The following is a 14155-nucleotide window of genomic DNA, read 5'->3' on the forward strand; positions in this document are numbered from 1 at the left end:
GTCCTCCGTGAGTTGCCGCCCACTCTAGCAGATAGCCGCTGCGGGTCGAAATGCAAAACCGTGATCTAGGGGATCGCGGCCCGAGATGAAAGCCCCCACGCCCCGCGCTCAGGCAGAGAGCACGAGCCGCGCGAAGGGCCCCGCCCCGTAGCGCGCCGAGACCTGTGCCACATGCACCTCGTAAAGCCCCGTGAGCCCGTCCTGCGCAGAATCGTAACCCCATGCGGGGGCGTCGCAAAACACCTCTCGGATCACCTCGCCCCCCTGCACAACGCGCAGGAGATACCGCTCGCTCTCCTCGCCGAGCGGCACCTCCGGCAGTTCCCAGTCGTCCCCCTCGAGGCGCGTGCGCCGGATCCAGCTCAGGGTCCGTGCCGTGCCGCCCGCCATGGCCGCGCGCAGATGCACCGGCCGATAGGGCCGGAGGCCATTGCCGTCGAAGGCCAGCTCGCGGTGCACGTAGGCGGCATCGTCGTAACCACGCTTGGCCGGCCCGATGCGGTAGTGCCGCGCCTGCCGCCGCTGCGCCGGGGTCAGCGCGATCTGCTGCGGCGCCCCGTCGAGCAGCACCACCCAGGACCCGACGGGCCAGACCTCGGGCATGATCCCGTCGCTGCCCGCCTGCCCGCGCAGCCGGTGCGAGAGCAGCCAGCGTCCAGGCTCCAGAAGCTCGGCATCGCGGAACTGGAACACCTCCCAATGTCCCGGCGTGCCGTCGCCGATTGCCATGACGTTCGCCCCGCCGAGCAGCGCGGCGTCAGAGACCGTCTCGAGCGCCCCCGAGCGCAGGCTGATCTGCAGCCCGTCGCCCCGGTCGATCCGCCCGGCAGGCGCCGCGACAAGCGGCGTCTCGGTGACGCCGACCGTCGCCCGCGCGGCGAGGATCTCGTTCAGCCCGTAGTCCGCATCCGTGGCACTGGCATAGACCGCCACGCTGCCCGGCCAGGGCGTCGCCGTCACGGCCAGGTGCGGCGCATGTGGCACTTCTTCGCCGCTCAGCAGCGGCAGGTCGAGAAACAGCGGCAGCACCGGGACAGGCGCAGCCACGGGGCGCAACAACGGATCACTTTCGCCCAAGTCGGCGAGGTCGGCGGGCAAATAGGTGTCGGGCTCGATGCGCACCGCCTCGATCTTCTGGTACGCGCCGCTCTCCACCCGGTCGACGCGCGCGCGCAGACGTCCCGAGGCCCCGGGCAGTTCGACGATGTCCCCCGCACCGACCGCCATCTGCGAAGGCGGCAGAGCAAAGCGCAGTGTCTCGCGGGCGATCCGCGCCTCGGCCAGGAAGCGCTCGAGCACCATGCGCGCCTCGGCGCGGGTCAGCACCATCGGCCATTCGGTTTCGGCAACGCCATGGCTCTGCGCGTCCGGCAAGACCACCTCCTCGCCCAGGATCGCGTGGTCGCCATCGGCCTCCACAAAGCGCAGACGCAACCGCCCGGCCATCTCCGCCTCGGCTGCGCGGATGCGCAGCAGGTCGCCCTCCTCCGAAAGGTCATGCACCAGCGCCGCAGGGTCGAGCGTCCTCGGCGCCCGCCCGCGCCGCGGCAGGAAGCGGAGCATACCGTCGCGCTCGATCGCATCCACCCCATGCGCGAGCAGAAGCGGCTGCAGCGCGCTCCGTGCGTCGCTCACCCGGTCGATGTGGTAGCCGCGCACCCACCCCCAGAGGCGGCTCACGTCCACCTCCTCCACCCCCGCCCGGGCGCAGACCTCCGCCACCACCGAGGCCAGCGTCCGCCCCGACGCGCGCCCGTTCAGCCAGTGCCCACGCCGGTAGTTGCCGCCGTCCCTCCACAGCTCCGAAAGCCCCGGGAACCATGGGTAGGGCCGCGCGTCCCAGGCCCAGACCAGCGCCCGCGACATGTCGAGCATCGGCGCGCCATAGACCTCCGACAGCGGGTTGTGCGCCGGGTCGGTCCAATGGGCGTGCACGGCCCGCAGGTACTGTCGCTGCATGAGCTCATCCCGCAACCCATTGGAATACCGAGGCAGAAGGCTCTCCGAGCTTTTCGGATCGAGGAACTTGTTGGGCTGGTTCGCACCCTTGTCGAGCGCGGCGCAGCCGAGCTCGGTAAACCAGATGGGCTTGCTCTGCGGCACCCAGCCTGTGGGCTGTGCCTGCCGTACGCCGCCGATCCGCTCGTGATGCAGGTTGCTCCACCAGCCGCGCAGGTCCTTGTACCGATAGACCCAAGGCTCGCCATGCGCGCCGTCGGTGATCGGCACCCGGCGCTGCGCCTCGCGGGCCTCGGAGGTGGGATAGTACCAGTCGTATCCCTCGCCGCCCTCGACATTGGCCATCAGGTACTCGGGCGCGTAGATCGCGCCCCACCCTGCATCCGCATGGTCCTCGCCGTCGCGCCAGTCGGCCAACGGCATGTAATTGTCGATGCCGATGAAATCGATCTGCGGATCGCTCCACAGCGGGTCGAGATGGAAATAGACATCGCCCGAACCGTCCTGCGGGTGGTAGCCGAAATACTCGCTCCAGTCGGCGGCATAGCCGATCTTCACCTCCGGCCCCAGCAGCGCCCGGCACTCTGCCGCCAGTGCCCGCAGCGCCTCGACCGCCGGGAAGCCCGACGCGCTGCGGATCTGGGTCAGCCCGCGCATCTCCGAGCCGATGCAGAAGCCCGAGACCCCGCCCGCCGCAGCGCAGAGCGCCGCCTGATGCAGGATGAAGCGTCGGAACGTCCATTCGTCCGGGCCGGAATAGCTGACCGCGCCGCCGGACACCGCGAAATCCGCCGCCGAGGCCGTGCCGAAGAACGCCGCCACCTCGGCCTCGGCTGCCACGGTCCCGTCTGGCGACCCGCTCACCCCGGGCGCAAGGCTCGTCGTGATCCGCCCCCGCCACGGCAGCGCGGGTTGCCCCTCGGCCCCGGTCCAAGGGTCGGGCAGCGCATTGCCCGCCATTTGGTCCATGAGCACAAACGGGTAATAGACCACCTCCAGCCCGCGCGCCGCCATCTCCCGCAGCGCCTCGATCACCGACGCATCGGCGGGGGTGCCCCCATAGACCGGGCGTCCTTCGAGTTGCGGCACAAGCCGGGCCGCGCCGCGCCCCAGCCCGGAGACCTGCCAAGGCACCTGCGCCGAGTCCCGGTCCCCCTGTTCGACCTTCGGACGAATGGAACAGGCGCCGCAGCGCAGGTCGTCGCCGAACCAGCTCACCACCAGCGAGGCAGCGCGGCACGCGGGCAACTCGTCGCGCAGCTGGTCCAGCGAGACGAGGAAATCCGGCAGGTCGGCAGGCGTGTTGAGGTTCACCGCCCGCTGTCCGCCACTGCCGTCGTCGAGAAACACCGGCCGCGTCGCCAGCGCATATTCCCCGGTGCCGGGGATCCTTGCCACACCGCGGATCGCCAGCGGCACGTCCTGCGGATCGCCAAGCTCGGGCCGCGTCACCTCGAAGCTGAACTGCGGCACGCGGTTGCCGAACCGCTCGAGCATCAGATCCTCGATCACCACGTAGGCAGTGCCGCGATAGGCCGGAACCTGCCCGGCGCCCTCCACGGCCTCCATCTTGGGATCGGGCAGCTGCTCGCGGCTGCCGGTGTAGACGCGCATGTTCAGATCGCGCGGCGCGATCTCGGCGCCGTCGGCCCAGACCCGCCCCACGCCGCTGATCTCGCCCTCGCAGAGCGCCAGCGCGAGGCTCACCGAATAACTGTATTGCTTCACCGTCGTCGCGCTGCTCGGGCTGCCCTTGCCGCTTCCGACCTTCTCCTTTCGGACGTGTTCGGTGAACTCGGTGGCCCAGATCACCTGACCGCCGACGCGCATGCGGCCCCAGACCTGCGGGATCGCCGCCCCCTCGCCCGCCCCGGCCAGACGGAAGCGTTCGATGCGGCCGGTTTCGACGGTCTCGGACCCCGCCCCCATCAGGCGCTGGTCAACCGCCCGGCCGAGGCCTGCGCCGATAAACCGCCCCACGGCCGTCATCGACAGCCCGAGCACCGAGCCGCCCAGGCTGCTGCCAAGCGCCGCCCCGGCAGCGGAAAGAAGGATCGTCGCCATCAGGTTCTCCCCGTCGGAAAGGCAAATCGCGCCACCAGCCGGCGCCGCCACGGCGCGCTGAGCGCGCTCTCGATCACCCCGTGACCGCTGTAGGCATGGATGAAGCAAGAAGCCTCGCTTGCCTTCGTCTGCAGACCTAGGTGCTTGGCCACCGCCCCCTCGCGCATGCGGAAGAGCAGCACGTCGCCCGGCGCCTCGGCATGCACCGGCTTTGCGCGTAGATGCCGCAGTGCCGCGCGCAACAGCGCCTCGTCGCCCTGCGGCTCCGACCAGTCGCGGCTGTAGGGCGGCACCACCTCTGGTTCGGCGCCGATCACCTCCCGCCAGACGCCGCGCAAGAGGCCCAGGCAGTCGCACCCCGCCCCCTTGACCGAGGCCTGGTGCAGGTAGGGCGTGCCGATCCAGCTCCGCGCCGCCGCGACGATCCGCGCCCCGCTCATCGCCGCGAGCCCCCGCCGGTCACCGCCGCGCGGCTGGCATGGACCAGCATCCAGTCATCCTCGGGGATGTCCGGGAAGCCCCGGAAGTTCAGCAGGTTGTCGAATTTCAGCCGGCAGGTCTCGGGGCGCCTGTCGCAGCCCGCCGTGACCCGGCAAAGGTCCCCGGGCTGAAGCGCCGCGCGCAATGGCTCCCAAAGCTCGATCACCCGCTGCCCACCATCGTCCCGGTCGCGCTTGATCGCCGCGCCGAGCCCCTTGCCCGGGCCGCCCAGCATCTCGAGCCGCCCGCGGGCGAACCACCCCGGCTCGAAGTCGGTCAGCGGTCCAAGCCGGAAGCGCCGGCCCTCTGCGGCGGCCAGCATCGGCCCTTCGAAAACAAAGCCAGGCGTGGCGAGGTCGAAACCACAGGCGCTATCGCCGAGCACGGCAGAACAGGGCGCGTGGTAGACCCGCCCCACCGGCACGTTCAGCGCCTCTGTCAGCCCGCGCAGCTCGGCGTGAAAGGCCCCGTTTCCGCGCCGGATTTCCCCGAGCGTGCCGCGGAACATCACCCGGCGCTGCGAGACATCGGCCCAATTCACCAGCCAGGCCACCAGCGCCGCCCCGTCGAAGCGCCCGGCGTCGATCTCCGCCTCGGAGAGCGCCGCATCCGACAGCGCCCCCATCGCCTCGCTGTTGTCGACCGAAAGCCCGGTGCCCTGCTGCAGCGCCATCGCGCTGAGCCCGCTGCCTGCGCGGAACTCCAGCCCGTCAAACGACAAGTCCCGGTCGTGGTCGGTGAATCCATAGCGCGTGCCATCGCCCCGGGTCAGCGCCCAGCAACGTGCCACCGTGGTCAGCCCGCCCGCGAGGTGGGCATGCAACTCCGCCGCGCCCATCAGACCCGCACCTCGACAACCGGCACATCGGGCACCTGTCCGGCCTGGAAGCTGGCGACAGAGACGCTGATCCGGTCGGTGTCAAAGCGCACCGGGACGTCGAACTCGAAGCCCGCGCTGACCTCGACGCCGGCAAGCGGCGGCTCGGCAAAGGTGAGCAGCCCCGTGCCTGGATCGATGGTGAAATGCACCCCCTCGCGCATCTCGACGTCCTGCACCGCCGCCAGCACCGTCCCGGCCACCGGCTTGGCAATGGCGCGCGTATAGCTGGCGCCGCCCGATCGATAGGTCTTGGTCAGCTGGAAGGCGCGCGTCACCCCGTCACCATGCGCGATCACCTGATCCCCGGCGGACACCGTGCCCGACGGCAGGCAGGACTTGTAGTCAGACCAATCCTTCCAGCGAAACCCGTAAAGCTGCCCACGCCGCGCCTCGAAGAAGGCCAGCAGCTTCGCGATATCGTCGAGCGAGCGCAGCCCGAGCCCGGCGTCGAAACGCCGCCGCGACTGCGCCCAAGGGGTGTTGCGCTCCTCGTGGCCCGAGCTCAACTCGACCACATCGGTGCGCCGCTCCGGCCCGCCCATGGCGCCGAAGCTCAGGTCGGCGGGAAAGCGTGTCTCGTGAAAGCTCATGGTGCCTCCTCAACGGTTGCGCGCGCCTTGGCTGAGCGCCCGGCTCATCTGCGCGGCGATCTGCGAGCGGCTGCGCTGGAAGCCCTGCACGTCGGGCGTCTGGATGTTCATGACCACGCTCACCGGCGGGCTGCGCCCCTCGGCACGCACGCCGAGGCGGCCATCGGCACCGCGCGAGAGCGGCAGTATCGCCTCGGGCCCCGCCTCGCCCATCAGCCCGGTGCCGCCGCGCATGGCAAAGCGCACCGGCCCGCTGACCACGCCGCCGGTGGCAAAGGGCATGACCCGGCCCTGGCTGAAGGCGCCGCCCTGAGCAAAGGGCGAGAACGCCCCGAAAAGCTGTGACATCCCCGCCGCCAGCGCGCCCCCCAGTTGGTCGGTCACCGGGCGCACCGCCGTGCGATACGCACTGTCGAGCACGCCGCGCGCCACGCGCTGCAGCGCCTCCGAGGCCCGCATCCCATCAAAGACCACACCGTCAAAGGCCCGTGCCAGCCCCCGGCTGAGCGTGGTCTCGAGCTTCGCCGCACCCTTGCCGGTGCTGGCAAAGGTCTGGTGGATGCGCTTCAGTTCGGCGCCGAAGCCCGCCGCCATGCTCGCGGCTCCGCCCAGCCCCATCTCCAGCGCGCCCATGGCGCGGTCGAGCGCGTCGAATGTGTCGAAATCGGTCATGCGCCGTCCTCCTGTGTCGCGTCCGGGAAGGCCGCGATCAGCTCTTCGAGCCGCGCCCGCCCCATCGGGCGCGCGCCGCGGTCCTCGCCCAGCATCAGCCGCAGCTCTGCAGGGGTCAGGGCCCAGAACTCCGCCGGGCGCAGCCCCAGCGCCTGAACCCCGGCGCGCAGCAACGACGGCCAGTCGAACCCGCTCACCCGGTGTCCCCCGGCAGCGCGAAGGCCCGCGCCAGAAGCTCCGCCGCCGCCCTTGCCGCCGCCATCGGGCCGCCGCCTATCTCGGCGCTCACGAGGTCCGCCGCCGAGCCCGTCCAGCCGCCGCCGCGCAGCCCCGCCACGATCAGCGCCAGCACGTCGCGGCTGGAGCAGGCGCCGCTCTCGAAGCGGCGCACCAGATCGACGAGCGAGCCCTCCTCGAGCGCCGCCTCCAACTCGGCCAGCGCGCCCAGCGTCAGCCGCATCACCCGCCGCTCGCCGTCGAGCACCAGCTCCACCTCGCCGCGCCAGGGGTTGGCCATTTACGCCCCCGCCGCCGGCACGAAGCTCAGCGCCCCGGCCGAGGCGAGCGCGATCTCGTAGGTCGCCTCGCCGTCATGGCTGCCCGCATAATCGATTGAGGTGAGCTGGAACGGCCCCTCGACCATCCCGAAATCGGGGATCACCACCTGGAAATCCGGCGTCTCGCCGTCAAAGAAGATCTGGCGCGCGCGCTCGTCCGTGCCCGCGTCGCGAAACACACCCGACCCCGACAGGTTCGCCGATTTCACCCCGGCCCCCGCCAGCAGCTCGCGCCAGCCCCCGGCGCTTTCCAGCGAGGTGACGTCGACGCTCTCGGCGTTGAAGCTGATGCGCGTGGCCCGCAGCCCCGCCAGCGTCTCGAATTGCCCGTCGCCGGTGAGGTCGAGCTTGATCAGAAGATCCTTGCCGTTCTGCGCAGCCATGTCTGCACCTCCTTGCTGTGGCGCCTCATGCGTCCTCGACGCGGGCGCGGAATGTCAGGTCGATGCGGCGTAGGCCGCCGCTCTCGCGCCGGGCCTCGGCGCGGCGGAAGCGCAGGCTCACCAGCCGGCCGCGCGCCAGGGGGAGGTCGGCCTGATGCAGCAGGTCCGAGACCGCGCCCGCCACCGCCTTCGCCGCCGAGAACCCCGCTGCCCCGGTCACCACGGCGACGGTCAGGTCGTGCCAGGCCCCCGCCCCAGAGCCGTCGGAGGCATCGCGCACCCGCTCGGCGCCGAGCGTGACATAGAGCCCCGGCAGCGCGCCCGAAGGTGGCGCGTCGTAGATCGCACTGCCCACCAGTCCCGTCAGCGTGGCATCCCCCTGCAGCGCGCCATAGATGGCAGCCTGAAGCGCGCCGGAAACCGCATAGCTCATGACGCCACCTCTTCCTGCGCCTCGCAGACAAGATAGCGCCCCGAGAGATCGCGCTCGGCCACCGAGAGGATGTCGAACACCCGCCCGCCAAGCCGGAAGCGCTGCCCCGGCACAGGGCGGCTCGCGGCCCCCTGCGGCGCCCCGCGCACGGTGATCCGATACCGCCCGCGCGCCATCGGCCCCGCCTCGCCCATCACCTCGCGCCCCGAGCGCGGGGTCAGCTCGGCCCAGAGCGTGCCCAGCACCCGCCAACCGGCCGTGAAGCCGCCGGTGCCGTCGGGCGCCTGCAGCGGCGCCTCGAGCACGAGGTTCTGCGTCAGCCGCACCCCCCTCATGCCGAGAACCCCAGTCGCAGCGGGCGGTAACGCGCGATCAAGGCGGTCACCCCGAAGGGCATGCAGCCTTGGCTCAGCGCGGTCTCGTCGCGGTACTCGTAGTAATGCGCGGCGAGCAACAGCACCGCCTGAGCCAGATCGGGTGGCAGCTCGTCGAAGCCTTCGCCGTAGCCTGCGGTGAAACGGACCTCGGCAGAGCCGCCGTTCGGCACGTCGGGCAGCGTGCCACGCTGCGGGCGCAGCATGGGCGCGAAGGCGTCGGTCTCCAGCCGGTATCGCTCCGGCGCCACGTCCTGTGCCACGCCGTAGCGGTCCACCAGGGTCAACCGCGAGACCGCCACGACAGGCGCAAGCGGGAGCACTGCCGCTTCGGCGTCGCGCCAGCCGTGATGCGTCCAGAGGAAGCTCCGGGTGAGCAGCGCCTTGCCGGTACGCGCCTCGATGGCGGCCAGCGCCGCGCGCAGGAACGAAAGGAGAACGTCATCCTGGAGCCCGTCCTCCTCGAAGCCGCTGCCCATCCGTAGCTGCCGCTTCAGCGCCGCTAGGGGCAGCGCCGCATCGGGCACCTGGGTTTCTTCGATCACCATCATCAGGACTCTCCGCTTGTCCCTGCCGTACCTGTGCCCGCAGGGCATGAGAGCGGCGGGCCGCCGCCGCCCTCAGCCCGTTCAGCTCGTCGCGCAGCGCAGCAGCTTGATCGCCGCGAAATCGCTGATGTCGCCGCCGACGCGCTTGGTGGCGTAGAACAGCACGTGCGGCTTGGCGCTGTAGGGATCGCGCAGCACGCGCAGGTCCGGGCGTTCAGCGATCGTGTAGCCCGCGCCGAAATCGCCAAAGGCGATGGGCGTGCTGTCGGCGGCGATGTCCGGCATGTCCTCGGCGATCAGCACCGGGTAGCCCATCAGCCGCGCCGGCTGGCCCGCCGCCAGCCCGTCCGACCACAGGTGCCGCCCGTCGGCATCCTTGAGCTTGCGCAGCGCACCGGCGGTCTTGGAGTTCATCACGAAGGCGCCCTTGGCCCGGTACTCGGCGCCCAGCGCGTAGACGAGATCGATGATCGCATCGCCGTCGCCGATCGCCCCGGCCACGCCCGAGGGCACGTAGCCAATATTGCCCCACTCCCAGATCTCGTTGTCGACCATGTCGTGGGAGAGGATCCCCATGGGCTTGTCGATGCCGTCTCCGGTGATAAAGGCCGCAGCCTCGGCGCGGGCAAAACGGTCAGCGATGCGCCCCGCCAGCCAAGCTTCGAGATCGAAGGCCACATCGTCGAGCAGCCGCTGCGAAGCCTTTGGCATGGCCGAGAGCTCGTGCAGCTTGATCTGGATGCGGTCGATGGTCGGCGTCTCGCTTTCACCCGGATCGTTGACCTCGTCGGACCAGCCCGCGCCGGTGTCGCCCTGATCGACCAGAACGTCGAAAGATGACGCCTCGACCGTCACCACGGCGGAAATCGCGCGGATCGACGCGGCACTCTCGAGCACGGATTTCACCGTCTCCGAGGTCACCGGATCGACAAGGTAGCCGCCATCGGCGGCGACAGCGGTGGAGAGCGCCTTGCCCTCCAGCACGAGCCCGCGCAGCCCATCGTCATCACCGCTGCGCAGGTAGGCGCCAAAGGCCTTGCGGTGCGGCAGCCCGGCGTCCGCCATGGTGCCCAGCGCCGGGCGTGCCGCGGCAAGCGAAGTCTTGGTGTCCAGCATGGTCAGTCGCTCTTCATGGTTGTCGAGTTTCGCGTGAAGGTCGGCCCGCATGGCCTTGATGTCTGCCGTCAGCCCCGCCATCGCGGCGCCGACCCGGGCGACCGGGGACAGATCTTCCCCGGTCCGAGAACGGTTCTCGGGTTTGCTCATCAGCTCGGTCCCCTGTTGTGGCGCGCGTCAGTCGCCCGCCAGGTCACGGCGCGCGGCGTCGAGCGCCAGCGCCAGATCGCGCAGCGTCTCGGCGCTCGAGGTCTCCCCCTTTGCCGCGACCCGCGCACTTGGCAGCATCGGGAAGGTGACAAGCGACACCTCCCAGAGCTCCAATTCCCTGAGGAGCCTGCGCCCCTGTCGGTCCTTTACCGCCGTGACGGTGCGATAGCCGATGGACAGCCCGTCGATGGCCCCGGCCGCAATCAGCGCGGCCGCTTCCCGGCTTTTTTCGACCGCCTCCAGCAATCTGCCCTTCACGTAGAGCCCGCGCCCGTCCTCGCGCACCTCCTCCCAAAGGCCGATCGGCTGCGCCGGGTCGTGCTGCCAGAGCATCCGCACCGCGCGTCCTTCGGACGCCAGCCGCTGCAGCGATGCCGCATAGGCGCCGGGTGCAACGATATCTCCCCCCTGGTCGGGCGTGCCAAACAGCGAGGCATAGCCCTCGATCCGCAGCCCGTCCGAGAGGATGATCCCCGGGGCACTCTCCCCATGGGGCTCGCAGAACTTGTGTTCCAGTTCCATGCAACGCTCCCTTCCCTGCTCCGCCCCTCAGGGCGCCATGACACTCAGACCCTGCAGCGCCTGCGCCAGCAGCCCCGCTGCCACGCCATAGACCGCCAGCCAGAGCCGTTTCTCCAGACGTTCCAGCACCAGTTCCAGCCGCGCCAAGCGATCCTCGAGCGCGGCGATCTGCAGCGCGCTCAGCCGCTCATGCGCCTCGAGCCGCAACCCCGGGGCACAGGCGAAAAGCTCGTAGGGCGCCCGCTCAGTCACCCTCGTCCTCCTCCGCCAGCGGCGGCAGCCCCAGCATGCGCCGCTTTTCCGGCACGGTCAGAAAGGCCGCCTCGGACACACGCCGCCATTGGGTTTCACGTTCGGCGGAGAGCGCCGGCACCTGGTCGAGGTCGGGCTTGAGCGCCACCTCCTCGCCGGTGAACCCCGCGAGCCACCTGCCCAGCGCCGCGCTCACCCGCTGCGCCAACGGCAGCACGGTCAGCCGGTAGAAGGCGCGGTTGGCCTCCTGGTAATTCGCATAGGTCGCATCCCCGGGGATCCCCAGCAGCATCGGCGGCACCCCGAAGGCAATGGCGATCTCGCGTGCCGCGGCCTCCTTGGTCTGCTGGAACTCCATGTCCGAGGGCGAGAACCCCATGGGCTTCCAGTCGAGCCCGCCCTCCAGCAGCATCGGCCGCCCGGCGTTATGCGCCCCCTGATGCTGGCTCTCCATCTCGGAAACCAGCCGCTCGTACTGGTCCTGTGCCATAGAGCCCTGGCCGTCGCCGCCGGTCCAAACGATGGCCCCCGACGGACGCGCGGCATTGTCCAAAAGCCCCTTCGACCAGCGCGAGGCGCTGTTGTGCACGTCCAGCGCCTGCGCCGCAGGCTGCAACGGCGAGAGCCCGTAGTGGTCGTCTTGCGGATGGAAGCTCTTGATATGGCAGATCGGTGCAGGGCTCTCGCCGACATCGAAGCGGTGTGCCCGCCCGTCCACCTGATACTCATAGGCAATGGGCCAGCCATCCGCCCCCGGCACCAGCCGCATCCGCTCCGAGCGCAGCACGTGCAGCTCGGACGGCAGCCCGGCGCCGCTGCCAACCGCCTCGAGATAACCATCCCCCGACAGCAGCAATTGACCGTAAAGGGACTCAAGCAGTTCTGCCTTGCCCTGCACCGGGTTCGGCGCAGCGATGCGCCGCAGGATGGGATGGGCACTATAGCGCATCTCGGCATCCTGCAGCACCAGCGGCAGCGCCGCGGCAGCCTCCGAGATCAGCTTCACCGCGCGGAAGCCCACCGGGTTTCCGGTGAACCCCTGCCGGGTCAGCGAGCCGGTGTCCCGCGGCGACCAGGCCACGCGTCCCGAGGCCTGCACCGCGATAAGCCGGCCCGCCGCCGAGGCCTTGGTCTCCGGCCGAGCTGCCGCTCCGCGTCCCCGCCGCAGAAAGTCGAACCCCATGTGCCGCTCCTTGCTGGTCTCCGGCCCGAGACCTTCACGGCCCCGGTTCGCGTTGAAGACCAAGCTACGCAGCATCCGTTAACCAAGCCCTCCCGCGCCGCGCGCTGCCCGAGCAACGGCCGCGACCGCACCTTCCGCCGCCGCGCCATGCGAATTTGGAAAGTGAAGATGGCACCACGGCCCGCCGCGCTTCTTCGCTTGCGAAAGACGCCAGGGGTGAGGCCGCAGGCCAAGGGGCGCCGAGGTGGGGGGCAACGCCCCCCTTTTCCATGTTCACAGAACTCGAACCCGGGGCCGCCGCCAGCCCTCGGCGGGCGCGGTGATCAGCTCGGTGAGCGCCCAGACCAGCGCATCTACCCGGTCCGGAGAGCCCTGCCCCTGGAAGCCAGAGGAGGTCATCAGCCCCATCTGTTCCTCCAGCAGATCGAAACGCCGGGCATGGGCGATGCGCCCCTGCTCATAGAGCGCCGCCACCGGCTCGGCGCGCAGCACCTTGCCGCGTGTGGCACTGACCCTTCGCAGCGGCACCGACGGCGCCACCTGCCGCAGCACCGCCTCCACCATGGCACCGCCCTGGTTGACCTCGGCGACGATGCGGTCGGCCTGCCAGCGCTCGAAGGCGTCGACGGCGGCGCGTGCCCAGCCGCTCGGCCCCAGTCCCTGGACCGAGGCGTCCTCGAGCACCACCCCCTGCCAGCCCTGCGGCGGACCTTCGCAGTTCACGCCGCAGACGACGATCCCGCAGGCGTCCGAGCCCGCGCCATCGCCCGCAGGCGGATCAAGGGCGACAACGATGCGATCGAGCCGCTCCGGTGCCGCCCGCAACCGCGCGCGCTCCAGCATCTCTTGCGTCCAGAGCGCACCGTCGACGTCGCAGACCATTTCGCCGTCGAGCTCCTGCCGTGCCAGCCGGGACGCGCCGTAGCGCGCCCGCACCTCATCGAGGAAGCTGGCCGCGAGGTTGGCCCGGTTTGCCTCGGTCGGCGCACGGGTCACCGCCGTGCTTGGCAGATCCAGCAGCTCCTTCAGGACGCCAATGTTGCGCGGCGTGGTGGTCACGCAGACTTGCGGATGCTCGCCCAGCCGCAGCGCGAACTGCAGCATGTCCCAGGTCTCGCGCGCCTTGCGCCACTTGCCAAGCTCATCGGCCCAGGCACCATCGAACTGAGGCCCGCGCAGCGCCTCGGGGTCATGGGCGGAAAAGACCATCGCCTCGGCGCCGTTGGGCCAGGTGAGGCAGCGCCGCGTGGCACTCCAGTCCGGCCGCCGGTCGGGGGGCGAGCAGGCGAGCAGACCCGAGTCGCCGAACACCATCACCTCCCGCGCCTGGTCCAGGGTTTCGCCGACCAGCGCCACCCGGCGGCAGCGCCCCGGCGAGAGCGGCAGCGCGCCCTCCACCGACGCGCGCACCCACTCCGCGCCGGCCCGTGTCTTGCCCGCGCCACGCCCGCCCAGGATCACCCAGCTGCGCCAGTCCCCCGCCGGCGGCAACTGGTGCTCGAGCGCCCAGAACTCGAAGAGAAAGGGGAGCGCCAGGCGCTCCCCCTCCGAAAGGTCACTGAGGAAACTCTCCTGCACCGCAGCACCGGCGGAGGCGAGCCATGCGGCAGCCGATTTCAACCCTTGCGCGCTCGAGATCGAGCGCCCAGTCTCCGGCAATTCCCTTCTGCTTGCGTCTGACATTCCTGATCTGAGCCTCCGTTTCATGGGCGACCTTCAGCCAATAGCGCAGATCCGCCGCGGCCTTGCTGGTCTCCGGTTTGTCCAAGGTGCCGTCTTCGTCGAAGCGGTCGCGCAGGCGCCGCATGTCGCTTCCGAGATGCCGCAGCATGTCGGCCAGCTGCTCCCGTTCCTCTTCGAGACGGGAGAGTTCTTCTTCGAGATGGACGAGGATCATCGCTCGATACCTTTCTTGCCTGTAGGGGTCATGCC

Annotated in this window: 17 protein-coding genes; all 17 read right to left on the minus strand. The window is 70.4% G+C overall.

Annotated elements, in window-relative coordinates; all coding sequences use genetic code 11:
• Window positions 1-108: 108 nt before the first annotated feature.
• The 17 genes from G0D83_RS20360 to G0D83_RS32310 all read right to left on the minus strand — a co-directional run bounded on the left by G0D83_RS20360 (window position 109) and on the right by G0D83_RS32310 (window position 14120).
• Complete coding sequence (locus G0D83_RS20360; RefSeq protein ID WP_164196552.1) at window positions 109-4023, minus strand: glycoside hydrolase/phage tail family protein; 3915 nt, start codon at window positions 4021-4023, stop codon at window positions 109-111.
• Entirely contained in the window at window positions 4023-4463 is a 441-nt protein-coding gene (locus tag G0D83_RS20365) for an NlpC/P60 family protein (RefSeq protein WP_164196553.1), read from the minus strand. Before G0D83_RS20365 ends, G0D83_RS20360 begins: the two co-directional genes overlap by 1 nt.
• Window positions 4460-5341, minus strand: coding sequence for a DUF2163 domain-containing protein (locus G0D83_RS20370; RefSeq protein ID WP_164196554.1), 882 nt, complete (start codon window positions 5339-5341; stop codon window positions 4460-4462). Before G0D83_RS20370 ends, G0D83_RS20365 begins: the two co-directional genes overlap by 4 nt.
• Window positions 5341-5973: a DUF2460 domain-containing protein gene (locus G0D83_RS20375; RefSeq protein ID WP_164196555.1), complete on the minus strand. Its 633-nt coding sequence runs from the start codon at window positions 5971-5973 to the stop codon at window positions 5341-5343. The genes G0D83_RS20370 and G0D83_RS20375 overlap by 1 nt, the downstream gene beginning before the upstream one ends.
• A gap of 9 nt (window positions 5974-5982) precedes the next feature.
• Window positions 5983-6645: a phage tail tape measure protein gene (locus G0D83_RS20380; RefSeq protein WP_164196556.1), complete on the minus strand. Its 663-nt coding sequence runs from the start codon at window positions 6643-6645 to the stop codon at window positions 5983-5985.
• On the minus strand, window positions 6642-6842 hold the full coding sequence (locus G0D83_RS20385; protein WP_164196557.1) for a rcc01693 family protein: 201 nt from the start codon (window positions 6840-6842) through the stop codon (window positions 6642-6644). The genes G0D83_RS20380 and G0D83_RS20385 overlap by 4 nt, the downstream gene beginning before the upstream one ends.
• Window positions 6839-7162, minus strand: coding sequence for a gene transfer agent family protein (locus tag G0D83_RS20390; RefSeq protein WP_164196558.1), 324 nt, complete (start codon window positions 7160-7162; stop codon window positions 6839-6841). Before G0D83_RS20390 ends, G0D83_RS20385 begins: the two co-directional genes overlap by 4 nt.
• Complete coding sequence (locus G0D83_RS20395) at window positions 7163-7585, minus strand: phage major tail protein, TP901-1 family (RefSeq protein WP_164196559.1); 423 nt, start codon at window positions 7583-7585, stop codon at window positions 7163-7165.
• Window positions 7586-7610: 25 nt separating this feature from the next.
• Complete coding sequence (locus G0D83_RS20400; protein ID WP_164196560.1) at window positions 7611-8018, minus strand: DUF3168 domain-containing protein; 408 nt, start codon at window positions 8016-8018, stop codon at window positions 7611-7613.
• The gene (locus tag G0D83_RS20405) at window positions 8015-8353 is read right to left on the minus strand and encodes a head-tail adaptor protein (RefSeq protein WP_164196561.1); all 339 of its coding nucleotides are present in this window, start codon (window positions 8351-8353) and stop codon (window positions 8015-8017) included. Before G0D83_RS20405 ends, G0D83_RS20400 begins: the two co-directional genes overlap by 4 nt.
• Entirely contained in the window at window positions 8350-8943 is a 594-nt protein-coding gene (locus G0D83_RS20410; RefSeq protein ID WP_164196562.1) for a head-tail connector protein, read from the minus strand. The genes G0D83_RS20405 and G0D83_RS20410 overlap by 4 nt, the downstream gene beginning before the upstream one ends.
• A 78-nt stretch (window positions 8944-9021) precedes the next feature.
• Entirely contained in the window at window positions 9022-10206 is a 1185-nt protein-coding gene (locus G0D83_RS20415) for a phage major capsid protein (protein ID WP_164196563.1), read from the minus strand.
• Between the two features lie 27 nt (window positions 10207-10233).
• Window positions 10234-10788, minus strand: a complete 555-nt coding sequence (locus G0D83_RS20420) for an HK97 family phage prohead protease (RefSeq protein WP_164196564.1) — start codon at window positions 10786-10788, stop codon at window positions 10234-10236.
• Window positions 10789-10815: 27 nt separating this feature from the next.
• On the minus strand, window positions 10816-11040 hold the full coding sequence (locus G0D83_RS20425; RefSeq protein ID WP_108965216.1) for a hypothetical protein: 225 nt from the start codon (window positions 11038-11040) through the stop codon (window positions 10816-10818).
• Complete coding sequence (locus G0D83_RS20430) at window positions 11033-12223, minus strand: phage portal protein (protein ID WP_164196565.1); 1191 nt, start codon at window positions 12221-12223, stop codon at window positions 11033-11035. Before G0D83_RS20430 ends, G0D83_RS20425 begins: the two co-directional genes overlap by 8 nt.
• A gap of 273 nt (window positions 12224-12496) precedes the next feature.
• Window positions 12497-13801, minus strand: coding sequence for a DNA-packaging protein (locus G0D83_RS20435; RefSeq protein WP_370457286.1), 1305 nt, complete (start codon window positions 13799-13801; stop codon window positions 12497-12499).
• Window positions 13779-14120, minus strand: coding sequence for a hypothetical protein (locus G0D83_RS32310; RefSeq protein WP_235958150.1), 342 nt, complete (start codon window positions 14118-14120; stop codon window positions 13779-13781). Before G0D83_RS32310 ends, G0D83_RS20435 begins: the two co-directional genes overlap by 23 nt.
• Window positions 14121-14155 lie beyond the last annotated feature (35 nt).

The organism is Salipiger sp. PrR003, from assembly GCF_010500785.1.
GTDB lineage: Bacteria > Pseudomonadota > Alphaproteobacteria > Rhodobacterales > Rhodobacteraceae > Salipiger > Salipiger pacificus_A.